We start from the raw sequence: 22402 nt of genomic DNA on the forward strand, positions 1-22402 counted from the left end.
AGGCAGCCCCGGGTGGTCCCAGCGTGAGATGACGCCGCACTGTCCCGCCGGCGTACGGATCACCCGCCGAAGGGGAGCGACATGGCCGACGCGCAGTGGAGTCCGGGGCGCAGGGCCGCGGACGCCGATGAGTTCCTGCCGGTGCTGGACATCATCGAGCCGGCCCGGCAGCGCCGTCTCACCGTGCTGTTCCGTCTGCTCCTGCTGATCCCGCACTTCATCGTGCTGTTCTTCCTGGAGATCGCGGCGTTCTTCACCGTCGTGTTCGGCTGGTTCGCAGCCCTCGTCCTGGGACGGCTGCCCGAACCCGCCTTCCGCTTCCTCGCGGCGACCCTCGCCTACCGCACCAGGGTCGCCGCGAGCAGCATGCTCCTCGTCGACAGCTACCCGCCGTTCACCCTGACCCAGCCGCCGGCCTATCCGGTCCGCATCGACGTCCGCCCGACCCAGCTCAACCGGCTGGCCGTCTTCTTCCGGCTGATCCTGGTGATCCCCGCCGCCATCGTGCAGAGCCTCGCCACGTACGGGTGGTGGGCGCTGGCGATCGTGTGGTGGATCATCACCCTGGTCCTCGGACGCATGCCCCGACCGCTCTTCGAAGCCACGGCGGCCACCCTCCGCTACGAGACGCGTGTGTCCGCCTACGTGACGATGCTCAGCCCCGCCTACCCCAAGGGCTTCTTCGGCGAGGACGCGCTCTCCGTCCCGGAACAGCAGGGGCGTTCGGCGACCAGGCCCCTGGTCATGAGCACCGCGGGCAAGGCGCTGCTGGTCCTCTTCCTCGTCGTCGGGCTCATCGGCAGCATCACGACCTCCGTGACCAGCTCGTCGTCCGACGACACGGATTACGGGATGCACGCGTAAAACACTCGTGCGAACCGTGGCTCGACCGGCATGATCGTCGGATGACATGGACAGCACCTGAAACCACCCGTACCGACGGTTCGCTCGTGGCCGCCGAGCGGGAGATGCTCACCGGGTACCTGGGATGGTTCCGGGCCACCCTTCTCCAGAAGTGCGCCGGCCTGACCGGCGAGCAGCTTGCCGAGCGGACCACCCCGCCGTCGAACCTCTCCCTGCTCGGACTCCTCCGCCACATGGCCAAGGTCGAACGCACCTGGTTCCGGCAGCGGTTCGCCGGCCAGGATCTCGCCCCCATGTACGACCCGGAGAAGGGCAAGGACGCGGACTTCGAGGACCTCGATCCGGCCCGGGCCGCCGAGGACTACGCCCGGCTGGTCGAGGAGTGCCGCCTGGCGGACGAGATCATCGCCGCTGCGTCGTTCGACGACACGTTCGTCCACAACGGCGAGGTCTTCTCGCTGCGCCTGGTGCACGTCCACATGATCGGCGAGTACGCACGCCACATCGGCCACGCCGATCTGGTGCGCGAGCGCCTGGACGGAGTGACCGGGGACTGAGGCGGACGGACGGACGGAGGACGACGCCATGGTTGACCAGTGGGTGAGGCTGGAGCTCGACCTGAACGCATTCGACGCGGACCGGTTCGAGGCGTACGTGACCAGGTGCCTGGACGAGGGCATCCGTCTGACGACGCTCGCCGAACTGGGCGACACCCCGGAGCACCGGCGCGCGCTGTACAAGCTCAACAAGGAGTGTTCGGCCGACATCCCGGAACGGGGCGAGTTCTTCTCGTACGAGGAGTTCTGCACCCGCCGCTTCGACGCACCTTCGTACGATCCGCGCGGCGTCGTGCTCGCGCTGGACGGCGACGACTGGATCGGTATGGCGGCCACCTCCCGCCACGAGGACTTCCTCTTCAACGAGATGACCGGGGTGAGGGCCTCCTACCGGGGCCGGGGCGTCTCCGTCGCCATGAAGACCTTCGGGATGCGGTTCGCCGCGGTGTGCGGTGTGCGCAGGATCCGTACCTTCCATCATCCGGCGAACGACAGCGCCATCGGGATGAACCGCACCATGGGGTACACCGACACCGGATGAGCCGGGCCGGACCGTTCGCACGGACCGACACGTCGGGGGAGCGGGGTTTTCCGGCGGCCGGTGATGTTGAAGCCATGATGAGGGGGCGCGGCCGACGAGCGCCGCGACCGGACGTCGACGACGGGACAACTGCCATGCCGCTTCAGGGCGAGTACGAACCGAGCCCCACCCCTCAGGTCCGTGACCAGGTCGAGCAGTACGAGAGCTCGGGCGGGACGAAGGGGACGACCATGCGGGGGATGCCGGTCATCGTCCTGACGACGCTCGGCGCCAGGAGCGGGAAGATCCGCAAGACACCCCTGATGCGGGTCGAGCACAACGGCTCGTACGCGGTGGTCGCCTCACTGGGCGGGGCTCCGCGCCACCCCGTCTGGTACCACAACCTCACCGCCGACCCGCGTGCCGAACTGCAGGACGGCTCGGTGCGCCGGGACATGACCGCCCGTGAGGTGACCGGCGACGAGAAGGCGCTCTGGTGGGAGCGCGCCGTCGAGGCGTACCCCGACTACGCCGACTACCAGGAGAAGACCGACCGGGAGATCCCCGTCCTCGTGCTGGAACCGGTGGCCGCCGGCCACTGAACACCACGGGCACGAGCACTGAATGGGCGACGGGATACGCTCCAGCACGGCTCCTGAGGTGTGGGGCCGAGCGGAAGGATGCACAACCAGATGACAGACAACTCCGAGCTGGTCGCGTTCGTCCGGGCGCGCCTCGACGAGGAAGAGGAGGCCGCACGTGCGGCCGGCGGCCAGGGGTGGCGGTGCCCGGCCGAGGTGCCCGGCGAGATCCACGACCGGACCGGTGCCATCGCGTTCACCCTGAGGACGCACGGCTACGACCACCACATCGCTCTTCAGGACCCCGCGCGAACTCTCCAGCGCATCGAGACCAACAGAGTGCTCCTGGACGAGTACGCGGAGGTCGCCGCCCTGGACGTCGACCGCCCGCAGCGGGACTTCGCCTCGGGGAGGGCCTTCGGGCTGGGGTTCGTCGTCCGGCAGATGGCCGCTGAACACGCCGGGCACCCCGGTTACCAGGTGAAGTGGCTGCCCCGGTTCACGCAGTAGGCACGTCGTGCCGGGAGACGGCTCGCCTCTCCCGGCACGGTGAAACGCCCGGGCCTCCGGGGCCCGGGCCGGCCGCTGCCGCCCACGGGCGGCCGTCGTCCGGTCAGAGCGGGTTCGTGCCGCCTTCGCCCTTCGTGGAAACCTGATCGCTCCGCTCCTGGAGCCGGCGCGCCTTGTCCTCCAGGCGCCGGCGCTCCTGCGGATCGGAGACGCGCTCGGCCGCCTCCTTCATCTCCTGCGCCTTGGCGCGAATGCGCTCCGCGCGGCCGCCGGTTTCATCCGCAACACTCATGATCACTCCTGGGTCTCGGGGGGAGAGCCGACCCCACCAGCGAATCAGCGCGCCTCCGCACCTGCATCTCGAACGGTCACACGTCGCTACGGAATGCGGTGCGACCTGCTCTGTCGGACAGTGGTACCCATCGACGACGGCACGGGAGCGCACCATGAATGCTCGCTTGAACCTGTTCGCCAACGCGGCCGGGGCCAAGTTCTTCAAGTACATCAACTCGGCGGACAAGGTGATCGTGGGCTCGACCCTGCCCGCCGCCACGCAAGAGCTGGTGAAGCTCCGTGCGAGTCAGATCAACGGCTGTGGTTTCTGTACCGACATGCACACCAAGGACGCCACGCACGCCGGGGAGACCGCGATCCGTCTCCACATGGTCGCCGCCTGGCGGGAGGCGACGGTGTTCACCGAGGCCGAGCGCGCCGCGCTGGAGCTGGCGGAGCAGGGCACCCGCATCGCTGACGCGGCGGGAGGTGTCACGGACGAGGCCTGGGCGAACGCGGCCAAGCACTACGACGAGGACCAGCTCGCCGCCCTGGCGATGCTCATCGCCCTCATCAACGCCTACAACCGTGTGAACGTCATCGTCCAGCAGCCCGCGGGTGACTACCAGCCGGGCCAGTTCGGGTAGCCGGCCCCGGTGATCCGGCACGGACGGAGCCCCGGTCCCGCCGGTCGCTGAGGCATCATGGGGTCAGTGATCACCATTCATCTGAAGTACGAGATCGACCCCGACCGCATCGAGGACTTCGAGGAGTACGGCCGCAGATGGGTCGCCCTCGTGAACCGGTTCGGCGGCACCCACCACGGCTACTTCCTGCCCAGCGAGGGTGACAGCGACATCGCCTACGCGCTCTTCTCGTTCCCCGGCTTCGCCGCGTACGAGCGTTACCGCACGGACAGCGCCACCGATCCCGAATGCCAGGCCGCGTTCGAGCTGGCGCGTCGCACCGGATGCATCCGGCGGTACGAACGCCGGTTCCTGCGCCCCCTGGACACCGAGACGACGGAGGCCCCCGGCCATGCCTGACGGCAGGCCTTCCGCGCAGCAGGGGTGCGGGCCGGCTCCGCGCTACTTGCCGAGCTCCTCGGCCAGGGCCGCCCGTCGGGCGAACAACTCGTCCTTGGACGCCGCCATCTCACGGAGGGCCGTCTTCCGGTCCCGCTGGGCGAGCCGGTCCAGATACAGCCGGCCGCGAAGGTGGTCGGTCTCGTGCTGAAGGCACCGCGCGAAGTATCCCCGGCCCTCGATGACCAGGGGCTCACCGTTCCTGTCCCGGCCGCGTACGACGGCGCGGTCGAGGCGGGGCACCATCCGGTAGGGCCCCGGAACGGACAGGCATCCTTCGGACTCCTCGATCAGACGGCGCTGCCCGGCCGCAACCTCCACCAGGACCGGGTTGGCGATGTGCCCGACATGCCGTACCCCCCACTCGTCGGTGATGTCCCACACGAACAACTGCAGGTCCACGTCGACCTGGTTGGCGGCGAGGCCCGCGCCTTCCGCCACCTGATTCGTGGCGAACATGTCGTCGATCAGGCGCGACAGCTCGGGCGTGCCGAACCGGGTGACCTCCTGGCAGCGGCGCCGCAGGATCTCCTCGCCGACGACGGTGATGCGGCGTACCGAACCCCGCGCGGCCTCCGGGGCGACCCGCGGGTACGCGTCCACAGGCTCTCCCAGCAGACGCACCCGGCGGTCCTGCGCAGTGTGGTCGAACCGATCCGCCATGGAGTATCAACGCCTTCCGTGCATGCCCGCGGACGGCCGGAGCTTCGGGACCCCGGCCGGCCTGTGGCGCCACTTGACCGAATGCTTTGCAAAGTAGCACCCTTTGCAAAATGAGCGACGAGAACCGCCAAGTCCCCTGCGTGGACCCCCTGCTGCACCGTGCCCGCCCGCGCCTGCCCGACCACCCGGTGCGCGTGGCGCTCCTCGACCTGCTCGCCGAGGTCGGCACGGTCACGTCCACCCAGGCGGCCGCCCGGCTCGGCCACAGTTCCGGGCTGTGCTCCTTCCATCTGCGGCAGCTGGCCCGGCACGGCCTCATCGAGGAGGCGCCGCACAGCGGTGGCCGCGTGCGGCCGTGGCGGCTTCGCTGGGCGCCCGCCGAGGAGGGGCCCGAGGAGTTCGCAGTGACGGCACGCGGACTGGAGGACGAGAGCTACCAGCACTGGCTGGCGCACCGGGACGAGGCGCCGGGCGAGTGGCGGCACGACGAGTCGTTCAGCGCCGTGGTCCACCTCACCCCGGCGGAGACGGCCGAACTCGCCGCCTCGATCCGCCGCCTGCTCGCCGGCTACCGCGACCGGGACGAGGACCCTGCGGCTCGGCCCGCCGGTACGGTGCCCGTCGCCGCGATCACCCGGCTGTTCCCTCTCATGGGCAGCTGAGCCCCCACGCCCGTGCGCGGGGAAGTGCCATGAGGGTTGAGGCCTCAGGCTCCGCCCAGATCGGCGCTGAGCCAGTGCTCGGGCCGCATGTGGATGACCACCTGCTCACCGTGCTCCCGCCACGCGAAGTCGACGTAACCGTCGACCTTCTCCGGCGGGAGATAGCGCGACGAGATCTCCACCAGCTGCTCGCGGGTGGCGTCGCGGGTCGTGATGACGCCGCCCTCGACGGAGACGTAACGAACGGTCGGCGTGACCCGTTCGACCATCATGGAGAACCGGCCGGCCGCGGCGATCGAGACTCCCTTCAGTGAGTCGCGGCCCGTCATGATCCACAGGTCGCCACCTGGTTCGTACATGTACCAGATCGGCACGACGAGAGGGGCCCGGCCCTCCTTGGCCGAGGTCACGGCCAGTGCCGCCACATGCGGCTCGGCCAGGAACTGCTCGCGTTCTTCACGGGTCAGAGGCACGGGGGAACTCCTTCGTGTTCGTACCGCTTCTTGTCCGGCTGTGCGGGGACACCGCCTGCCGCCGTGTCGATGACGTCGTCCAGGACCTCGCGGGAGCGGCGGAGGTCGTCGATCATGCGGTCGATCCGGTTCCGCTCGGTGGTGAGCTCGTCGACCAGGGCGGGAGTGGCCCGCAGGGAGGGACCGCCGTCCTCGTCGCGCATGCAGGGCAGGATCCGCGCGATCTTCGAACTGTGCAGACCGGCCGCGTAGAGCTCCTGAATGCGGATGACCCGGTCGACGGCCCTCTCGGGGTAGTCGCGGTGACCGCCCGGCGTCCGGTCGGCTGCCAGCAGCCCCTGCTCCTCGTAGTAGCGCAGGGAACGCTCCCCGACACCGGTACGAGCCGCCAGTTCCCCGATCCGCATACGCACCCCAGGACTTGAATCTCACATCAATGTCAGGTTCTACGTTACCGGCATGACGCACACACAGCAGGAATCCTCCGCATCCCGGCTCTTCGAACCTGCCCGGCTCGGTGGCATCGGACTGGCGAACCGGCTGGTCATGGCTCCGCTGACGCGGAATCGCGCCGGGGCCGACGGCGTCCCGGGAGAGCTGATGGCCGCCCACTACGCACAACGCGCCTCGGCCGGTCTGATCATCGCCGAAGGCACGACCCCGAACGCCGTCGGGCAGACCTACCCGCATATCCCGGGCATTCACAGCCCCGCGCAGATCGCCGGATGGCGTCGGGTGACCGACGCGGTGCGTGCGGCTGCCGGCCGGAGCCCGATGTTCCTCCAGTTGCAGCACGGCGGCAGGGTCGGTCACCCCGACACCAGCGGTCACCTCCCGCTCGCACCGTCCGTCGTGCGCTTCCCGGAGACGCTTCACACACCGGGCGGGCTCCGGGACGGCGTCGCGCCCCGAGAGATGTCGGCGCGGGACATCAGGTCCACCATCGCCGACTTTGCCACGGCGGCCCGCAACGCTGTCGAAGCGGGCTTCGCCGGCGTGGAGGTGCACTCGGCCAACGGCCATCTGCTGCACCAGTTCCTGGCCGGGAACACCAACCGCCGCACCGACGCCTGGGGCGGCCCGGCAGCGAACCGCATCCGCTTCACGGTGGAGGTGACGCGGGCCGTCGCGGAGGCCATCGGTCCGGAGCGGGTCGGCGTACGTATCTCGCCCGGGGCGGACGTCAACAGCGTCGAAGAGGGCGACACCGAGGACCTCTACGCGGCTCTCCTGCCCGCACTCGCGCGCGTCGATCCCGTCTATCTGCACGTGGTCCACGCCGATCCGCAGCAGCCCCTCTTCTCCCGGCTCCGCAAGGCCTGGCCCGGCACGCTGATCGCCAATCCGGCGCTGTCGCGGGAGGAGGCAGCGGCTGACGGCGGCATGGAGCGAGGGGAGCGGCTGCTGGCCGAGGGGGCCGAACTGATCGCCCTGGGACGCGGGTTCCTCGCCAACCCCGACTTCGTCGAGCGACTGCGTACGGGCGCACCGCTCAACGAGATCCGTCCCGAGTTCCTGATGCACGTCCACGGCGAGGAGGGGTACAACGACTATCCCGTGCTCGCGCGGCTCTGAACGGTGCGGGCCGGGAGCCGACCGGCCCGCACCGTTCCGGGCGGCGCACGGTGTGTCACCTTCCGCTGTTCCCCGGTGGGCGGCGGCGCATCAGTTCCGAGAGCTTGCGCCGAGGGGGCCGGGCGGTGATGTCGCCGCCGCGGGACTGCCCCGTCAGCCGCACCTGGAGGACGGGGTGAGCGGCCGGACCGGGCTGCGGACTGATCTTGATCTCTCCGCTGCTGCGTACCAGTCCGTCCGTGTCGACGACGACGCCCGGCCTGGTCACGAGGATCAGGTTTCCTCCCAGCCGCAGGTCGAGATCGATGTGCAGGGTGCTGTGGGTGATCACCGCGTCGGTGAAGTCCAGCTTCGCCTCGCAGAACATCAGCCGGAGCTCGATCCGACGCGGCACGAGCCAGCGGCCGGTGCGGCTGACATCGCCGAAGCGCTGATCGATCCTGACCAGGTCCTTGGCCTGCGGCGGCATTCCCTCCGAGGGCAGATCGGCGGTCAGCAGGGCGAGCTCGCCCTGGGTCCGGGCGGAGAGCGCGGCGTCCAGGCGCTCATCCAGCTCGGCCGCGGTGATCCGGCCGTCGCCCGCGGCCACCTGGAGAACCTCGACCACCTGGTCCCGTTCCCGGTCGGATGCCCGCAGTCCGGGCTGTGCGTCACGTTTTGAGGAGTCGTCAGCCGACTGCAGTTCACCCGTCATACCTGCATTCTGGCCGTGGGCCCGCAGTCCCGCAACGTTCTTGATCGCGAGCGCGGTGGGCCTGCCGGCAGGCATCGTTGTCCGCTCAGCGGGCCAGGTTGCGCAGGAATCGTGCGGCGACCGGGCCCGCGTCCGCGCCGCCTGACCCTCCGTCCTCCAGGAGTACCGCCCACGCGAGGTCGGAGTCGCCCTGATAGCCGATCATCCAGGCGTGGGTGCGCGGCGGCTTCCCGGTTCCGAACTCCGCCGTTCCGGTCTTCGCGTGCGGCTGCCCGGGCAGCTCCCGCAACGCGCGGGCGGATCCCGAGGTCACCGTGGCACGCATCAGCTCGCGGAGCTGACCGGCGACCTGGGCATCGAGCTCCGCCGGAGCGGTGTACTTCTTCTTCACCGCGTCCGGCACCAGAACCGGCTGGCTGAACGCGCCGTTCTTGACCGTGGCCGCGATGGAGGCCATGACCAGCGGCGATGTCTGCACCCGTGCTTGGCCGATGGTGGCCGCGGCCTTGTCGTTGTCACTCGTCGTGACCGGCACACTGCCGTCGTACGTGGTCGTTCCCACGTCCCAGCTGCCCCCGATCCCGAATGCCTGGGCCGCATCCCGCAGATCGGTGTCGGCGAGCCGGCTGCGGGCGTTGACGAAGTACGTGTTGCAGGACTGCGCGAAGACATCGGTGAACGTCGAGCCGGCCGGGAGCGAGAACTGCCCCTGGTTCTCGAAGCGCTGGCCGTTGACGTGGGCGAACTTCGGGCAGGCCGCGCCGTCTGCGGGCCGGGTGCCGCTCTTGAGCAGAGCCGCCGTGGTGACCACCTTGAACGTGGAGCCGGGCGGGTAGCGCCCTTCGAGCGCACGGTTGAGGCCGCCGGGCCGGTTGACCGCGGCCAGAATATGGCCGTTGCGCGGATCGATGGCGACGAGGGCCGCGTTGTGATCAGTCTCGGCCACGGCGTCGGCTGCCGCCGTCTGGATGCGTGAGTCGATGGTGGTACGTACCGGACGGCCCTCGGCGGACCCGGCCGCGCCGAGGTTCTTGAGAGCGAGTCCGCTCTGCCGGTCGGCCACTACAAGGGACTTGCCCGCCTTCCTGCCTCCGGAGAGCACCTTGTCGTACCGGGCCTCAAGACCCGAGGTGCCCTTGCCGCTGACCGGGTCGACGGTTCCCACGAGCGACGCGGCCCGCAGTGGCCGGCCCTGGCTGTCGAGCACCTTCGCCCGGGTGTCGTCCGCCTTGAGTGCGAGTGTCTGCCCCGGCTTCAGTTCCGGGTGGATCATCGGCGAGGTGAATGCGACCTTCCATGTCCCGGAGATCCGGTTCACCTGTGCCCGGGAGCGCCAGGTGACCTTTCCCGCTCCAGGAACCTCCATGGCTACGGAGAAGGGGAAGCGGACCTTGCCGTCCCCCTCCTTCTCGCCGCTGTCGTTGACGATGGTGGTTCGGGAGGGCTTGAGGTTGGTCAGCACCGAGGTGAGGAGCGACGCGGCGTTGTCAGGGGTGTCGGTGTGGCCCGCGGCCCCCTTCGCGTCGTGCTTCTCCCATGCCGCGAGGAAGGCCGCCAAGGGCTTCCGGGCGGCTGTGAGCTGTGGATCGTCCTCTTCCGCGTCGCCGCCCCAGAGGCTGTACGCGCCGTACCCGCCTCCGGCGAGCAGGGCGAGGGCCACGAGGATGGCGAGTTGCCGGCGTCCACGGCGCCTCGGCTCGTATCCCGTGTGGGTGTTCCGGCTGCGGGCACGCGTCAAGGTGCTCTCCGTTCCGATTCCGTCCGATCGCCCGCCGGAGACCACCCCCGGCGTCGGCGAGGGCGCACATGTGCGGGCGGCCCGTCCACCGTCCTGCCGAAGCCCTCGCGGGCAACCCCCGCCGGGAGTCAAACCCGCCGCCTGACCGCATGTCGAATACGCTCTCGACATCAGGGCGATTCGTAAGCCGTATCGCCGCATGTCAGGGGGGACAGTGCTGACCGAACGGCATCTGGAAATCTTTGTCGCGCTGGCGGAGGAAGAACACTTCGGCACCGCCGCTCAGCGTGTGGGCATCACGCAGCCACCGCTGTCGCAGGGCCTGCGCCGGCTGGAGACCCTGCTCGGAGTCCGCCTGTTCGACCGTGAGCGCGGGGTGTCCCTCACCGAGGAGGGGGCGCTGCTGCTGCCACACGCCCGCCGGGCCCTGGCCGCCCTTGCCGAGCTGCGGGAGACCGGTGCCCGCGAGCACGCGGACGGCCGGCGCCTGCGGCTCGGGCTGGCCCCCGAGGTGCCGGCACCCCTCGCAGCCGATGTGGCGTCCGCGCCCGTCCGGGCCGGCGAACGGACCCGGATCGGGATGGTGACGGCGTCAACGGCCGCGCTGCTCAGCGATGTCGAGGCCGGACGGCTCGACCTGGCGGTGATCCGGCACCCCTCCGTACTGCACGGCCTGGCCGCCGGTCGCGTGATCCTGCTGCCGACCTGGGTCCTTGTCCCCGTGGGCCGCCAACAGGCCGGTGAAGCAGTGCCGTTGGACCTTCCCTTCGCTGTGCGTCCGCGCGCCGAGGCACCCGCGGCCCACGACCTGTTCATCGACACGCTGGCCAGCCGCGGGCGCCGGGTGGACACCGTGGCGGTCGCCGACGATCGTGCCGGCCTCGCCCTGGTCGCATCGGGCCAGGCGGTCCTGGTCACGGCGGACGACGCGCTGACAGCCTCCGGAGTCGTGCGCCGGGCGGCGACGGATCCGCCACTGCCCCTACGGCTGCGCGTGGCCTGGAACCCACGACGTTCCGGTTCGGACGGGACGGCCGCGACGGCGCGACTCCTCGAGGACGCCCTGGCCCGGAAGGCGGCACGGTGACGGGCCTGCGGCGCGGCAGTGGCGTGGAACGCACCATCCGCGGCATGTTCGACGACGCGGGAGTCCGCGGCTGGCTGCACGTGGCGGAACTGCACCGTCCATCGGCCAGCGTCGCGATCGATCCCGACGCCCGACTGCCCATCGGCTCGGTCTACAAGGTGCCCCTCATGGTCGCCTTCTGCCGGCTCGCGGATGCGGGGCTGATCGATCCCCGCCGCCGGCTGACCCTGGACCCGACGGACCGCGTTCCCGGCCCGACCGGCGTCTCCCTCCTCCGGGACCCCGTCACCATGTCACTGCGCGACCTGGCGACACAGATGATGAGCATCTCCGACAACACCGCGGCCGCCGCCGTTCTCCGGGAGGTCGGCGCCGACGCGGTCGACGCCATGTGCCAGGAACTCGGCATGCCGGGCACACACATCCACGGAGGCGTCGTCAGCACGTTCAGCCGGCTCGTCGCCGAAACGGGTGCCCGCTCGCTGGACGCCGCCCTGGCGCGCGTGAGCGACAACGACGCCGTCGTGCCGGCGGGCGTGTACGACCCGGCGTTCAAGGCCTCCAGTACGGCGTCGGACCTGGCATGCCTCCTGCGCGCGATCTGGACCGGACAGGCCGCCTCCGAGGAAAGCTGCGCCCTCATCCGCGAGGTCATGCGCAGCCAGCCGTGGACGCACCGGCTCGCCTCCGGCTTCCCCTACGACGATGTCACCGTCTACGGCAAGACCGGCACCTTCGGGGCGTTGCGCCACGAGGCGGGCGTCGTCGAACTCGCGGACGGCAGCGCCTATACGGCGGTGGTGTTCACCCAGGCGGCCCGGGCCGACAACAAGCTGCCCCGCGCCGACGCCGTGATCGGCGCAGCGGCGCGGGCCGCTGTGGAGGAACTGCGGGGAACCCAGGGGACTTGAGCGGAAGCTCACGTCGCGGAGGTGCCGGTGTGACGGAGCCATGGCCGGCGCCGGACTTCCGCGGACACGGCGAACCGGACTCCGTACGTCTTCAGGCGAACAGCCGGCTGGGATGGGAAGCGCGACGGGCGGCCGTCAGCAGGGCGTGGATCCGCGGCGCGGCCTGGTTCATCCCGGTCACGGGCGTCGCGAACGGCAGCCGTACGTCGCGCCGCTTGCGGGCGTACTCGAGGCGCAGGGTGATGCCGTACCGGTCCAGCGCCACCGGGAGGGCGCGCAGCATGCTCTTCTCCGGCGCGGGGCGCACGAGGCGCAACAGGAGCGGCACGAGTTCCGCGTGACTGTCCATCAAGTGGGTCAGCATGTCCGCCTCGTGCGGGGCGACCGGATCAGGGGTGGCGGTCTGCAGCGCGGACAGCGGTACGAACGTGCGGCCCCCGCCGTCGTCGAGAACCGCCTGGCCGAACTCCATGCAGACGCTGCTGGTGGCTTCCGCGTCGTACGGCGCGGCCAGCAGCCCGGTCATCGTGACCCGGGCGCGCAGCCGGTCGCGCACGGGCGTGGGGGCGACATCCGTGAACTCCAGCCGGACCGGGACGGGCGCGGCCGGATGAGCGGGGCCGGTCCCGGACGGCTCGTGGAGGTGGACATGGCCCATCGCGGCCGTGCCGTCGAGGCGATGGACCTCGACGGGGTCGAGGCCGTCACTCACCACCGTCATCGAATGGGCTCCGGTGAGGATCGACAGCATGCGCTCGGCGGGGGTCGGCTGCGTGATGCGGGCGCTGAAAGGGCGCATCCAAGGTCTCCTGAGGGGAGGTGGCGAGATCCGGATTACTTAGGTATGCCTAACCTAACCCATGCGCGGGGGTGGAGAGGCTGAGGGAGCGGGATGTGGCCGGAACGCGACGCGGGGGAGGCGGGATCGGGCGCGCGTGTACCGACGTCCCGTGGGGGGCGTGAGGGTACTGCTCCATTCAGCGCCGCCCCGGCCGAGGCCAAGTGGCGAGCCGTTCGGGCGGCATTTAGCGTCACCCAGGCCGAGGGGCATTGCTCGCCAGTGAGGACAAAAGGTCCACAGCTGCTTCTCGAGAACCCGGAGAACCATCATGCGCGTGATACGTGTCGCTTCTGTCGCCCTGCTCGGTGCCGCCGCTCTCGGAGCCGCTGCTCCGGCGGCCCTTGCCGACGACGGGAACCACAACATCACGTCGTTCGGCTTCACCGTCTCCCCGTCGACGGTGGCCCCCGGCGGCACCGTGACCCTCAACGCGACCGGGTGCGAGGTGCCGTCCGTGACCGTCAGCTCGGGAGTGTTCGACACCGTCACCCTTGAGGAGGGTCACTCGGCCACCGCGCGCGTCGATGACGACGCCAAGCCCGGCGCCGAGTACGACGTGACCTTCGACTGCAAGGGGGAGAAGGGCACCACACCGCTCACGATTCGCGAGGGATCGGGCCACAACGACCACACGGGCTCGGTGATGCCGGGCAACGGCGTCCGGGCCGGAGCCGGTGGCAGCCTCTCCGGCATGAGCCCGGGCGAGGTCGGTGCGGGAGCCGCCTTCGTCGCGGGCGCGCTCGGATTCGGTGCCTACAAGATGCGCCGCCGTTCCGGCAGCGACGCCTGACCGCGAGAGGCGCTGAAGGTCCGGGCCCTGCCTAGGGGCCCGGTCCGGGGACCACAGGACCGAAAAGCGGAGAAGACGTGCACAGAGCCGTGTGGCACGAGTGGATCGAACCCGCCGAACCCCCGAAGCCGGCCCGCCAGCGCCTGTTCGGCCGGCGTAAGGCCGTCGACGCCCGGGACGAGCGGGACCGGCGGGACGAGCGGGGCCGCCGGGATGAGCGGGACCGGCGGGATGAGCGGGACCGGCGGGGCGAGCGGGGCCGCCGGGACGAGCGGGGCCGCCTGGAGGGAAGCAAGAAGGGCGGCGGCCTTCGGGTACCCGGCTGGGGCACCCTCGTCGTCGCCCTGCTGCTCGGCCTGGCCCTGATCCGGCACGGCCTCGGTGGCGACGGCCCCCCGCAGCCCGCGTCGGCGGCCGGCGACCGGTCCGGCGGCTCCGGTGCAGGTACCTGGCCGCAAGGGCCGCCCCCCGAGCCGCTCACCCGCGCCCTGCCCGAACGGATCACGATCCCTTTCCTCGACGTCGACGCTCCCGTCGGAAAGGTGGGCCTCGGCGCGGACGACTGGATCGGCGTACCGCCCCTGGCGGACAACAACCTGGCGGCCTGGTACGACGGTTCCGTCACTCCCGGCGAGTCCGGTACCTCCGTGCTCGTGGGCCATGTGGACAACAAGGCGGGCCCTGCCGTCTTCTACGGGCTCGGCGCCCTGACGAAAGGACGCCGCATCGAGATCGCCCGCACCGACGGCACCACGGCGGTCTTCTCCGTCTATGCCGTCGAGGTCGTAAGCAAGGCCGCATTCCCCGCAGACCGCGTCTACGCGAACACCTCCGAACCGGAACTGCGCGTACTCACCTGCGGTGGCGGCTTCTCGCGGAAGGCCGGCTACGAGGGCAACGTCGTGGCCTACGCGCGTCTCACGTCCGTCCTCCAGGAGGGGTAGCCGGGATCGCGCGGCCAAGGCGCTGGAGGGCGGCCGCGGCGCACGCGTGGCGCGCTTCAGGGAGCACAGTCGCAGGGCGACCCGGGCGCGGCAGGACGTGTCCGTTTCCTTCAAGAAAATGATGGAAGCGACCCGATATTCTCGCCGCCATGCAGAGCACCGGTAACGAATCGCGCCACATCAGTATCCGTATCGCCAGCCCGGCCGAGACCGTTTACGCCTTCGCCTCCGATCCGGCCAACCTCCCTGCGTGGGCCCAGGGGCTGGGCGGCTCCATCGAGAAGATCGACGGCCGGTGGGTCGCGGAATTCTCACCCATGGGACGGGTCGTCGTCGCCTTCACGCCCCCCAACGAGTTGGGCGTACTCGACCACGACGTCACGCTGCCGTCCGGGGACACCGTCCACAACCCGGTCCGCGTCATCGCGGACGGCACCGGCAGCGAGGTCGTGTTCACCCTGCGACGGCGGCCGGGAATGAGCGATGACGACCTCCGGCGCGACGCCGACATGGTCGCCGCCGACCTGGTGCGGCTCAAGGAGCTGACTGAGTCCCCGGAACGCTCGTGACGCCCGGCCGGCACGCCGTTCGGCGCGGACAGGGCCGGGTGCCGCGTGCTGTCAGGCCCGTACGTCCGGCCACGGTTCAGGCGAGAGCGCCACGAGGTCGTACTGCGGGCACGGCGTCGTGAAGCACTGCTTGGGTGCGGGGACGCAGACGTAGCCCAACGGCGCCGGGACGGAGGCGCAAGGACCGGCCTGTGCCCGGGAGGAGCCTTCCGCGGCGTGCGCCGGGCCGGCCGGGACGAGAGGCAGGGCAGTCAGCGCGACCGCCGAAGCGGCGCGCAGCAGGATATTCATCACGAAGGACAGGCATAGCCGCCGTCGTGCCCGGACGACAGGCTCAGGCAGCCCAAGTCACCCGCCCGGGTGGACGATTCCCCCGCAGAGCGGGCTTCTGACCGTCGGACGGTGCCGGTGCACGTTCCCACCGCCTCCCTTCCCGGGCCGGCCCGCCGCGGAGCGGGTTCAAACGGTTCGGAATCGAGCAGGTGAGTGATATGAGTTCACTCGCGCGCACCACCCCACCACCGTTCGAGCGACCGGCCCGGACGCGTGGCGGGAGGACGGGCCGGAGGGCTCGCCCGTTCCGCCGCCATCTCCTCGTCCCGGTCGCGATCGCCTCCGTCACCCTTGTGGCAGCCGGCTGTGGCGGTACCTCGGACTCGGCCTCACCTTCCGGGGCGGCGGCCTCCGTCCCGGCCGAATCCGCCCCCGGAGCGGAAAGCCCATCGGCGGCGGGCTCCACCTCACCGGCCGCGGATGCGGGCACCCCCGACGCACCCGCCGACCAGGATCACGCCGACAGCACGCCCACAGCCGCCTCAGGCGCCCGTCGCTGCACGGCCGCCGGGCTGACCATGCGCCTCGGCCGTGCCGACGCCGGCGCGGGCCAGATCCACTACCTGCTCACCTTCGTGAACAAGTCCACCACCGCATGCGCGCTGCGAGGCTTCCCGGGTGTCTCACTGATCAAGCGCGACGGCAGCGCGATCGGTGTGCCCGCCGAGCGCGAGGGCGCCGCGCGGGGACAGACGGTGATCGGCCCCGGCAGGACGGCGGAGGTCACCCTGCACACCCTGAACCAGGGCATCAACGGTTCGGGCTGCTGGAGCCGGCCCGACTACCTGCGGGTCTATCCGCCGGGCTCCAAGGACGCCATGACGCTGCGGACCTCCCTCCTCCACGTCTGCGGCGACCGCTTCACGACCACAGCGGTGGCCGGCTGACGAGGTGTGAGCGGAGCCTCAGGGCGTGCGGAGCTCGAGCGCGCGCACCGAGGCGTAGAACGCGGCGACATCGGCCGGCCGGAACAGCGAGCGGCCGGTGAGGCGGGAGACACGGTCCAGCCGGTTGCGGACGGTGTTGCGGTGGCAGTACAGCGTCTCCGCGATCTCCGTGGTGGAACCGGTGTCGGAATCCAGCCACGCGGTGAGGGTCTCCATGAGGTCCTTGCGGTCCGGCGCGGCCAGGACGGGGTCGAGGAGGGCGACGGCCAGCCGCAGCGCCAGATCGTGCCCGGCCGCGACCAGGGCCGCGGCCGGATCGTGGTCGAGCGTGACCGCCCGGTGCGTGCCGGCGGGCAGCGAGGCCTGGGCCAGAGTGGCCAGACGAAGGGCGTCCGCGCTCTCGCGCAACCTTCCGTACGCGGGACTGAGACCCGCACGCCCCGCGACCGCGGCGCCGACGACGCCCAGCACGAGCGCCGGTCCCGGCACACGGGAGGGACCGGAGGCGACCGCCGGGTCCGGCAGCGCCACGATGCCCGCCAGGCCGTCGGGACGAGGGCGCCAGGCGGAGCGCAGTCCGTTCCGTAGCAGAGCCTGTTCCATCGCGGTGACGTCGCTGTGCTCGGCGACGACGCAGATGTACGGCCCCTGTTCGGGCAGGCCCAGGGAGGCGCCGGTGCCGCCGAGCATCGCCCAGTCGGCGGTCTTGCCGTTCAGGAGCGCGTCGAGCAGCAGCAGCCGCTGCAGTTCATCGGCTCGCGCCAGGCCGACCAGCGTCTCCCGGTAGACGTCGTTGACCGTCTGCGATGCGGCGTCCAGCAGGGACCAGATCGACATGGAGGCCTGCGCGATGTCGTCCATCGTCGTGCCTGGCTGCTCCTTGGCGCGGTCGATGAGGGAATGCGCCAGCAAGCGGTAGCCGATGCGGAAGGCATGCAGGACCGCGTCGACCGGAACGCCCTGCGTGGCCCGCCGCCGTACACACTGCCGGGTGGAGTCCGTGCGCATCGGGCGGCGGTCGGCCATGCACGTCAGCTGCTCGTACAGATTCCGCTCGTTGAAGTCCCGTACGTCGGCCTGGACCTCCCGGCTCAACCGGGCGTAGGGAGGGATCTCGGCGGTGATCGTGCGGAACAGGTCGTCAGCGAGGACGTCGACCCGCTCCAGCAACTCCGCGGCACATACCGACAACAGCGGAGGAACGGTCAGACCGCCATCGGCGTGCTGCTCTGGCATGCCGGTCAGCATACGGTTCACTGCCCGGTCCGCAATTGTGCGGTCGCACAAGGCGGAAGCCGTACCCGAGGTCGTCCGCCCACCGCGTTCCGCGCCTGTTGTGCCTGAGCATTTCCTCACGAGCCGCTGAGGAGAACTGATGCTGAATCTGTCGTCCCTGCTGGAGCACAGCGCCCGGGAACACCCCGGCCGAATCGCACTGGTCCTCGGTGACACCCGTCTGACCTACGCCGAGCTGCTGGCACGATCCCAGGACATCGCCGGAGCGTTGCGGCGCCGCGGGATCGGCAGAGGCGACAGGGTGGCGCTGTCCTGCCCGAACGTGCCGGACTTCCCGGCCGCCTACTTCGGCATACTCCGCGTCGGAGCGGTCGTGGTGCCGCTCAATGTGCTCCTGCGGCCGCAGGAGGTCGCCTACCACCTCACCGACTCCGGGGCCAGAGCCCTTCTCTGCTACGAGGGCACTCCGCAGCTGCCCCTGGCCGAGGTGGGGAAGGCGGGATTCGACCAGGCGCCCGACTGCGAACACCTCCTCCTGCTGCACGGGATCGAACGCACGGGTCCCGCCGACGCCCGGTCCGCCGACGCGGTGGCCACCGCTGCGGAGGACACCGCAGTGATCCTCTACACCAGCGGCACGACTGGACGGCCCAAGGGCGCCGAACTCACCCATCGCAACATGGTGATGAACGCCATGGTCGCCGACCGGCTGTTCACAGCGGCCGACGACGAGGTGATGCTTGCCGCCCTCCCCTTGTTCCACGCCTTCGGTCAGAGCGCGGTGATGAACATGGGCATGCTCAGGGGTGCCACCCTCGTTCTGCAGCCCCGCTTCGACGCCGAGGAGGCCCTCCGGCTCATGCACCGCGAGGGGGTCACCTTCTTCGCGGGCGTGCCGACGATGTACTGGGCCCTGCTCGGCGCGCTCGGCACCCTGGACGAACCGGCGGCACCCACGCGTCTGCGCACCGCCGTCTCCGGGGGCGCCGCGCTGCCCGTCGAGGTGCTCCAGCAGTTCGGGAAGGCCTTCGGCGTGGGGGTGCAGGAAGGCTACGGACTGTCGGAGACCTCGCCCGTTGCCTGCTTCAACCCGCCCGGACTGCCGCCGAGGCCCGGGTCGATCGGCCGGCCCGTGTGGGGTGTGCAGATGAAGCTCATCGACGACGCCTGGCAGGACGTTCCGGCGGACGGCCGGGGCGAGATCGCCATCCGCGGACACAACATCATGAAGGGCTACTACCGGCGGCCCGACGACACGGCCTCGGTGATGAACGACGGCTGGTTCCGTACCGGAGACATCGCACGGCGTGACGCGGACGGCTACTACTACGTAGTGGACCGGGTCAAAGACCTCATCATCCGCGGTGGTTTCAACGTCTACCCGCGCGAGATCGAAGAGGTACTGATCACACACCCGGCCGTGAGCATGGCCGCCGTGGTGGGCGTACGGCACGCCACGCACGGCGAGGACGTCAAGGCGTTCGTCATCCCGGTGCCAGGCACGGAGCTGAGCGAGGCGGAACTGATCGCCTGGTGCCGCGAGCGCATGGCCGCCTACAAGTACCCGCGCAGCGTGGAATTCCGCGACAGCCTGCCCCTGACGTCCACCGGCAAGATCCTCAAGCGCCGGCTGACGGCCGGGAACGCCGGGGAAGCAGGCCCGGCCTGATCAGCCACCCCTGCGCGGGCGCCGTGCACAGCCGCTCCGGCGCACAGGACGGCCGGTGACAGGCGCGATCGCACAGAAACGGAGGCCGGTCTCGTCCCAAGGACGTGCCATCGAGCACCGATGTGATCCGGAAGAATCCCTCAGTTCGCCCCGACGTCAGGAGACGCCCATGTCGTGGAGAAGGAAACTGCTCGTCCCGTTGGCCGCACTCACCCTCGTACTGTCCGCGTCGGCCGCTGCGGGCGCAGCGCCGGCCCCCCTGCCCACCGGTCCCGCCACGGCCTCGGCCACGAGCGACTTCGGCGCCCCCGGGCCCTACGCCACCGCTGTGGAAGTCGGGCCGATCACCACCCTGTACTACCCGCGTGACATCGCGAACAGCGAGCGCCGCCACCCCGTGATCGTGTGGGGCAACGGAACCAACGGCATACCCCTCGTCTACCGGGACCTGCTGCTCCACTGGGCCGGCCAGGGGTTCGTCGTCGCCGCGGCGAACACTCCGCAGTCCAACCTCGGCATCTCCATGCGCGCCGGCATCGACATGCTCACCCACAGGAACGCCGACCCGGGCAGCATCTTCCACGACCGCGTCGACCTGGAACACATCGGCGCGTCGGGGCACTCACAAGGGGGTGCTGCAGCCATAGTCGTGGGCGCGGACCCCCGCATCGACACCATCCTGCCCATCCAGCCCGGCCCGCTCGCCAACATCAACGCCGTGCACGTCCCCGCACTCCTCCTGGCCGGTGAGAAGGACAGCATCGTCTTCCCCTTCCTGGTCAAGGCCTTCTACAACGCCGCCGATCACATCCCGGCCCTCTACGGCGAGCTGCGCGGGGCCGACCACTTCACGGTCGTGGGCGACCCCGGCCCGTTCGCCGCGCCGACCACTGCCTGGTTCCGCGCCCAGCTCATGGGTGACGAGACGGCCCGCGCCCAGTTCTTCGGCCCCGGGTGCGGGATCTGCACCGATACCACCACGTGGTCCGACGTCCGCCGCAACAGCCTGGCCCTGAGCATTCCGGCGGCGACGACCCCGTAACGGGTTCCCGCCGCCCACCGGCACCGTCATGCTTGCGGTGCCGGTCTTCCGTATCCGCCTCCCCCGTGCGCTCCGGCGACGGGGGAGGCGGGCACACCTCGTGAAAGGACCGACATGGACGCCATCGCGACCACCTGCCGAGGCCGGGTCCGGGGCCGCGTCCGGGACGGAATCGCCACCTTCCTCGGCATTCCCTACGCTGCCGCCCCGTTCGGGCCCCATCGCTTTCGCGCCCCCGCACCCGTCGAGCCGTGGGAAGGGCTGCGCGACGCGCTCGACTACGGGCCGACCGCTCCGCAGCGCCCCTACCGTCCGCCCCTCGACCGGTTGATCCCCGACGTGGACATCCCGGGGGAGGAGTGCCTCAACCTCAACGTCTGGACTCCGGACCCCGGCGGGGGACCGCTGCCGGTGATGGTGTGGATCCACGGGGGATCCCTGCGGAACGGCTCGGGCGCCGTGCCCCTGTACGACGGCCGGGCCTTCGCACGCGACGGCATCGTGCTGGTCACAGTCAACTACCGGCTCGGAGTGGAGGGGTTCGGGGTGTTTCCCGACGCACCCGACAACCGGGGCCTGCTGGACCAGATCGCGGCCCTGGGCTGGGTCAAGGAGAACATCGCGGCCTTCGGCGGGGACCCGGAGAACGTCACGGTGTGCGGCGAGTCCGCCGGGGCTGTCAGCATCGCCGCCCTGATGACCAGCCCGCGCGCGGCCGGCCTCTTCCGCCGGGCGGTCCTGCAGAGCGGCCCGCCGCAGACGGTGCCGCGCACCCGGGGCGTGAAGACCGTGCGTGCGATGGCGAAGGCGCTGCGGGTGCCCGCCACGGCGGAGGCGTTCGCCGCGGTGGACCGTGAGCTGCTGCTGGACGTACAGACCGAAGTCGTCGGCAAGGCCGATCCGATCAGCGGGGGACCCGGCTTCCACCTCGTGGTCGACGGGGACGTGGTTCCGGCTGAACCGTCGCTGCCCACCGTCGATCTGCTGATGGGCTGCAACCGGGAGGAGTACCGGCTGTGGTTCGTGCCGAGCGGGATGGTGGACCGCGTCAACGCCCTCTCGCTCCGGCTGGCCCTGCTGAAGTTCCGGGTCCCGGGAAGCGTCGCCAGGCTGTACAAGGCGTCCAGACCGGGCGCGAAGCCCGGGGAGATCCTCGGCGAGATGGCTACGGACCTGCTGGTGCGGGGACCGCTCAACCGGCTCGCCGACTCGCGGCCGGCCCGGACGTTCCTGTACGAGTTCGCGTGGCCCTCGCCCGTACTCGACCTGGGCGCCTGCCACGCGTTGGAGATCGGCTTCGTCTTCGACAACCTCCGCCACGGTGAAGCGCTCACGGGCCCGGATGCTCCTCAGCCGCTGGCCGACGCCATGCACCGGGCCTGGGTCGCGTTCGCTTCCTCGGGTGACCCGGGATGGTCCGCCTGGGACGGGAGCCGGCCGGTGATGGTCTTCGGCCATCCCGACGCGGGTGTAACCCTCGCGCCGCGCCAGGAGGAACTGCGGGCCTGGCTCCAGCAGTAGGGCCTGTCCGGACCCTGATCCACGGCACCGGGGTCCGGACAGGCCCCGGTGCCGTGGACCGGAGTCCGGACAGGGCTTGATGGCCGAATAGTCGCCGCGGACGACAGATCTGACGGCTTGGTGCGCGCCGGACCGACGCGACCTGGCTACTCCCGATAGAACGCGCTTGCTCCTGCGAGATCTCACGCTCGGAAGACGTTCTCCAGTGGCCCCGGCGCTCGCCGGCTGTGCCGCTCATTTTCCTCTAAATCCAGCAAACATGGGGCAGTTGACGAAGCAGTTGAAGCGCTTCACCGGGTGAGCGCGTCCAGAGTCTTGCCAGCCCAGCGCGCGCAGTCCTATTCTCACGACGAGAAAGCGCTTTCCATTCAGTAGGT

At 70.5% G+C, this 22402-nt stretch carries 27 protein-coding genes; 18 read left to right on the forward strand and 9 right to left on the reverse strand.

The window, feature by feature from the left end; translation table 11 throughout:
• Window positions 1-81: 81 nt before the first annotated feature.
• The 5 genes from JGS39_RS01725 to JGS39_RS01745 all read left to right on the forward strand — a co-directional run bounded on the left by JGS39_RS01725 (window position 82) and on the right by JGS39_RS01745 (window position 3032).
• A complete protein-coding gene (locus tag JGS39_RS01725; protein ID WP_219566782.1) occupies window positions 82-864 on the forward strand; it encodes a DUF4389 domain-containing protein in 783 nt (260 codons plus the stop codon).
• Window positions 865-905: 41 nt separating this feature from the next.
• Window positions 906-1421, forward strand: coding sequence for a DinB family protein (locus JGS39_RS01730; RefSeq protein ID WP_219566784.1), 516 nt, complete (start codon window positions 906-908; stop codon window positions 1419-1421).
• Window positions 1422-1449: 28 nt separating this feature from the next.
• Entirely contained in the window at window positions 1450-1962 is a 513-nt protein-coding gene (locus JGS39_RS01735; protein WP_219566786.1) for a GNAT family N-acetyltransferase, read from the forward strand.
• A 134-nt stretch (window positions 1963-2096) separates the two neighbouring features.
• Window positions 2097-2543, forward strand: coding sequence for a nitroreductase family deazaflavin-dependent oxidoreductase (locus JGS39_RS01740; protein ID WP_219566788.1), 447 nt, complete (start codon window positions 2097-2099; stop codon window positions 2541-2543).
• Between the two features lie 90 nt (window positions 2544-2633).
• Window positions 2634-3032, forward strand: a complete 399-nt coding sequence (locus tag JGS39_RS01745; protein WP_219566789.1) for a DUF6221 family protein — start codon at window positions 2634-2636, stop codon at window positions 3030-3032.
• A gap of 103 nt (window positions 3033-3135) precedes the next feature.
• Here JGS39_RS01745 and JGS39_RS01750 read toward each other — a convergent pair whose 3' ends face one another.
• Entirely contained in the window at window positions 3136-3324 is a 189-nt protein-coding gene (locus JGS39_RS01750) for a DUF6381 family protein (protein WP_219566791.1), read from the reverse strand.
• Window positions 3325-3478: 154 nt separating this feature from the next.
• Between JGS39_RS01750 and JGS39_RS01755 the strand changes: the two genes are divergently transcribed.
• Together JGS39_RS01755 and JGS39_RS01760 are read left to right on the forward strand one after the other, a co-directional pair.
• Window positions 3479-3952, forward strand: a complete 474-nt coding sequence (locus tag JGS39_RS01755; protein ID WP_219566793.1) for a carboxymuconolactone decarboxylase family protein — start codon at window positions 3479-3481, stop codon at window positions 3950-3952.
• Window positions 3953-4018: 66 nt separating this feature from the next.
• Window positions 4019-4351, forward strand: coding sequence for an NIPSNAP family protein (locus tag JGS39_RS01760; protein ID WP_219566795.1), 333 nt, complete (start codon window positions 4019-4021; stop codon window positions 4349-4351).
• Window positions 4352-4393: 42 nt separating this feature from the next.
• Here JGS39_RS01760 and def read toward each other — a convergent pair whose 3' ends face one another.
• Window positions 4394-5053 (reverse strand): peptide deformylase, encoded by a 660-nt coding sequence (def, locus tag JGS39_RS01765; protein ID WP_219566797.1) that lies wholly within the window; start codon window positions 5051-5053, stop codon window positions 4394-4396.
• A gap of 110 nt (window positions 5054-5163) precedes the next feature.
• On the opposite strand from def, the gene JGS39_RS01770 reads away from it, so the two are divergent.
• Window positions 5164-5715 carry a winged helix-turn-helix domain-containing protein gene (locus JGS39_RS01770; protein ID WP_219566799.1) on the forward strand — a complete coding sequence of 184 codons (552 nt, stop codon included), beginning with the start codon at window positions 5164-5166 and terminating at the stop codon, window positions 5713-5715.
• 44 nt (window positions 5716-5759) lie between these two features.
• On the opposite strand, the gene JGS39_RS01775 is transcribed toward JGS39_RS01770, so the two are convergent.
• Together JGS39_RS01775 and JGS39_RS01780 are read right to left on the reverse strand one after the other, a co-directional pair.
• Window positions 5760-6188: a pyridoxamine 5'-phosphate oxidase family protein gene (locus JGS39_RS01775; RefSeq protein ID WP_219566801.1), complete on the reverse strand. Its 429-nt coding sequence runs from the start codon at window positions 6186-6188 to the stop codon at window positions 5760-5762.
• Window positions 6179-6595 carry a MerR family transcriptional regulator gene (locus JGS39_RS01780; RefSeq protein WP_219566918.1) on the reverse strand — a complete coding sequence of 139 codons (417 nt, stop codon included), beginning with the start codon at window positions 6593-6595 and terminating at the stop codon, window positions 6179-6181. Before JGS39_RS01780 ends, JGS39_RS01775 begins: the two co-directional genes overlap by 10 nt.
• A gap of 52 nt (window positions 6596-6647) precedes the next feature.
• On the opposite strand from JGS39_RS01780, the gene JGS39_RS01785 reads away from it, so the two are divergent.
• Complete coding sequence (locus tag JGS39_RS01785) at window positions 6648-7763, forward strand: alkene reductase (RefSeq protein ID WP_219566803.1); 1116 nt, start codon at window positions 6648-6650, stop codon at window positions 7761-7763.
• Between the two features lie 55 nt (window positions 7764-7818).
• Here the strand turns inward: JGS39_RS01785 and JGS39_RS01790 are convergent, their stop codons facing one another.
• Window positions 7819-8457, reverse strand: coding sequence for a DUF1707 SHOCT-like domain-containing protein (locus JGS39_RS01790; protein ID WP_219566804.1), 639 nt, complete (start codon window positions 8455-8457; stop codon window positions 7819-7821).
• An 85-nt stretch (window positions 8458-8542) separates the two neighbouring features.
• Window positions 8543-10195 carry a penicillin-binding transpeptidase domain-containing protein gene (locus tag JGS39_RS01795; protein WP_308120114.1) on the reverse strand — a complete coding sequence of 551 codons (1653 nt, stop codon included), beginning with the start codon at window positions 10193-10195 and terminating at the stop codon, window positions 8543-8545.
• 214 nt (window positions 10196-10409) lie between these two features.
• Here JGS39_RS01795 and JGS39_RS01800 point away from each other — a divergent pair, with 214 nt between their 5' ends.
• Window positions 10410-11282 carry a LysR family transcriptional regulator gene (locus JGS39_RS01800; RefSeq protein ID WP_219566920.1) on the forward strand — a complete coding sequence of 291 codons (873 nt, stop codon included), beginning with the start codon at window positions 10410-10412 and terminating at the stop codon, window positions 11280-11282.
• Window positions 11283-11305: 23 nt separating this feature from the next.
• Window positions 11306-12193, forward strand: a complete 888-nt coding sequence (locus tag JGS39_RS01805; protein ID WP_505391873.1) for a serine hydrolase — start codon at window positions 11306-11308, stop codon at window positions 12191-12193.
• A 91-nt stretch (window positions 12194-12284) separates the two neighbouring features.
• On the opposite strand, the gene JGS39_RS01810 is transcribed toward JGS39_RS01805, so the two are convergent.
• On the reverse strand, window positions 12285-12992 hold the full coding sequence (locus JGS39_RS01810) for a DUF2470 domain-containing protein (protein WP_219566810.1): 708 nt from the start codon (window positions 12990-12992) through the stop codon (window positions 12285-12287).
• A gap of 310 nt (window positions 12993-13302) precedes the next feature.
• On the opposite strand from JGS39_RS01810, the gene JGS39_RS01815 reads away from it, so the two are divergent.
• The 3 genes from JGS39_RS01815 (at window position 13303) to JGS39_RS01825 (ending at window position 15337) form a co-directional block, all read left to right on the forward strand.
• Window positions 13303-13824 carry a hypothetical protein gene (locus tag JGS39_RS01815; RefSeq protein ID WP_219566812.1) on the forward strand — a complete coding sequence of 174 codons (522 nt, stop codon included), beginning with the start codon at window positions 13303-13305 and terminating at the stop codon, window positions 13822-13824.
• A gap of 281 nt (window positions 13825-14105) precedes the next feature.
• Window positions 14106-14768 (forward strand): class F sortase, encoded by a 663-nt coding sequence (locus tag JGS39_RS01820; protein WP_219566922.1) that lies wholly within the window; start codon window positions 14106-14108, stop codon window positions 14766-14768.
• 149 nt (window positions 14769-14917) lie between these two features.
• A complete protein-coding gene (locus JGS39_RS01825) occupies window positions 14918-15337 on the forward strand; it encodes an SRPBCC family protein (RefSeq protein ID WP_219566814.1) in 420 nt (139 codons plus the stop codon).
• A 51-nt stretch (window positions 15338-15388) separates the two neighbouring features.
• Here the strand turns inward: JGS39_RS01825 and JGS39_RS01830 are convergent, their stop codons facing one another.
• Window positions 15389-15631, reverse strand: coding sequence for a hypothetical protein (locus JGS39_RS01830; protein WP_219566816.1), 243 nt, complete (start codon window positions 15629-15631; stop codon window positions 15389-15391).
• Window positions 15632-15828: 197 nt separating this feature from the next.
• Here JGS39_RS01830 and JGS39_RS01835 point away from each other — a divergent pair, with 197 nt between their 5' ends.
• Complete coding sequence (locus JGS39_RS01835; protein ID WP_219566818.1) at window positions 15829-16557, forward strand: DUF4232 domain-containing protein; 729 nt, start codon at window positions 15829-15831, stop codon at window positions 16555-16557.
• A gap of 18 nt (window positions 16558-16575) precedes the next feature.
• On the opposite strand, the gene JGS39_RS01840 is transcribed toward JGS39_RS01835, so the two are convergent.
• On the reverse strand, window positions 16576-17793 hold the full coding sequence (locus JGS39_RS01840; protein ID WP_219566819.1) for a PucR family transcriptional regulator: 1218 nt from the start codon (window positions 17791-17793) through the stop codon (window positions 16576-16578).
• Between the two features lie 139 nt (window positions 17794-17932).
• Between JGS39_RS01840 and JGS39_RS01845 the strand changes: the two genes are divergently transcribed.
• The 3 genes from JGS39_RS01845 to JGS39_RS01855 all read left to right on the forward strand — a co-directional run bounded on the left by JGS39_RS01845 (window position 17933) and on the right by JGS39_RS01855 (window position 22025).
• Window positions 17933-19462 (forward strand): long-chain-fatty-acid--CoA ligase, encoded by a 1530-nt coding sequence (locus tag JGS39_RS01845; protein WP_219566821.1) that lies wholly within the window; start codon window positions 17933-17935, stop codon window positions 19460-19462.
• 169 nt (window positions 19463-19631) lie between these two features.
• Window positions 19632-20504, forward strand: coding sequence for an alpha/beta hydrolase family protein (locus JGS39_RS01850; protein WP_219566823.1), 873 nt, complete (start codon window positions 19632-19634; stop codon window positions 20502-20504).
• Between the two features lie 114 nt (window positions 20505-20618).
• On the forward strand, window positions 20619-22025 hold the full coding sequence (locus tag JGS39_RS01855; protein WP_219566825.1) for a carboxylesterase/lipase family protein: 1407 nt from the start codon (window positions 20619-20621) through the stop codon (window positions 22023-22025).
• The last annotated feature ends 377 nt before the right edge of the window (window positions 22026-22402 follow it).

The organism is Streptomyces poriferorum (assembly GCF_019399235.1).
Taxonomy (GTDB): domain Bacteria; phylum Actinomycetota; class Actinomycetes; order Streptomycetales; family Streptomycetaceae; genus Streptomyces; species Streptomyces poriferorum.

Excerpts from the sequence above, each read along its gene's own strand:
- JGS39_RS01745 (WP_219566789.1), top strand. The coding sequence starts at position 2,634 with ATGACAGACAACTCCGAGCTGGTCGCGTTCGTCCGGGCGCGCCTCGAC.
- JGS39_RS01770 (WP_219566799.1), top strand. The coding sequence starts at position 5,164 with ATGAGCGACGAGAACCGCCAAGTCCCCTGCGTGGACCCCCTGCTGCAC.
- JGS39_RS01855 (WP_219566825.1), top strand. The coding sequence starts at position 20,619 with ATGGACGCCATCGCGACCACCTGCCGAGGCCGGGTCCGGGGCCGCGTC.
- JGS39_RS01730 (WP_219566784.1), top strand. The coding sequence starts at position 906 with ATGACATGGACAGCACCTGAAACCACCCGTACCGACGGTTCGCTCGTG.
- JGS39_RS01755 (WP_219566793.1), top strand. The coding sequence starts at position 3,479 with ATGAATGCTCGCTTGAACCTGTTCGCCAACGCGGCCGGGGCCAAGTTC.
- JGS39_RS01750 (WP_219566791.1), bottom strand. The coding sequence starts at position 3,324 with ATGAGTGTTGCGGATGAAACCGGCGGCCGCGCGGAGCGCATTCGCGCC.
- JGS39_RS01840 (WP_219566819.1), bottom strand. The coding sequence starts at position 17,793 with ATGCCAGAGCAGCACGCCGATGGCGGTCTGACCGTTCCTCCGCTGTTG.
- JGS39_RS01835 (WP_219566818.1), top strand. The coding sequence starts at position 15,829 with ATGAGTTCACTCGCGCGCACCACCCCACCACCGTTCGAGCGACCGGCC.
- JGS39_RS01825 (WP_219566814.1), top strand. The coding sequence starts at position 14,918 with ATGCAGAGCACCGGTAACGAATCGCGCCACATCAGTATCCGTATCGCC.
- def (WP_219566797.1), bottom strand. The coding sequence starts at position 5,053 with ATGGCGGATCGGTTCGACCACACTGCGCAGGACCGCCGGGTGCGTCTG.
- JGS39_RS01810 (WP_219566810.1), bottom strand. The coding sequence starts at position 12,992 with ATGCGCCCTTTCAGCGCCCGCATCACGCAGCCGACCCCCGCCGAGCGC.
- JGS39_RS01845 (WP_219566821.1), top strand. The coding sequence starts at position 17,933 with ATGCTGAATCTGTCGTCCCTGCTGGAGCACAGCGCCCGGGAACACCCC.
- JGS39_RS01790 (WP_219566804.1), bottom strand. The coding sequence starts at position 8,457 with ATGACGGGTGAACTGCAGTCGGCTGACGACTCCTCAAAACGTGACGCA.
- JGS39_RS01740 (WP_219566788.1), top strand. The coding sequence starts at position 2,097 with ATGCCGCTTCAGGGCGAGTACGAACCGAGCCCCACCCCTCAGGTCCGT.
- JGS39_RS01785 (WP_219566803.1), top strand. The coding sequence starts at position 6,648 with ATGACGCACACACAGCAGGAATCCTCCGCATCCCGGCTCTTCGAACCT.
- JGS39_RS01850 (WP_219566823.1), top strand. The coding sequence starts at position 19,632 with ATGTCGTGGAGAAGGAAACTGCTCGTCCCGTTGGCCGCACTCACCCTC.
- JGS39_RS01725 (WP_219566782.1), top strand. The coding sequence starts at position 82 with ATGGCCGACGCGCAGTGGAGTCCGGGGCGCAGGGCCGCGGACGCCGAT.
- JGS39_RS01815 (WP_219566812.1), top strand. The coding sequence starts at position 13,303 with ATGCGCGTGATACGTGTCGCTTCTGTCGCCCTGCTCGGTGCCGCCGCT.
- JGS39_RS01735 (WP_219566786.1), top strand. The coding sequence starts at position 1,450 with ATGGTTGACCAGTGGGTGAGGCTGGAGCTCGACCTGAACGCATTCGAC.
- JGS39_RS01780 (WP_219566918.1), bottom strand. The coding sequence starts at position 6,595 with ATGCGGATCGGGGAACTGGCGGCTCGTACCGGTGTCGGGGAGCGTTCC.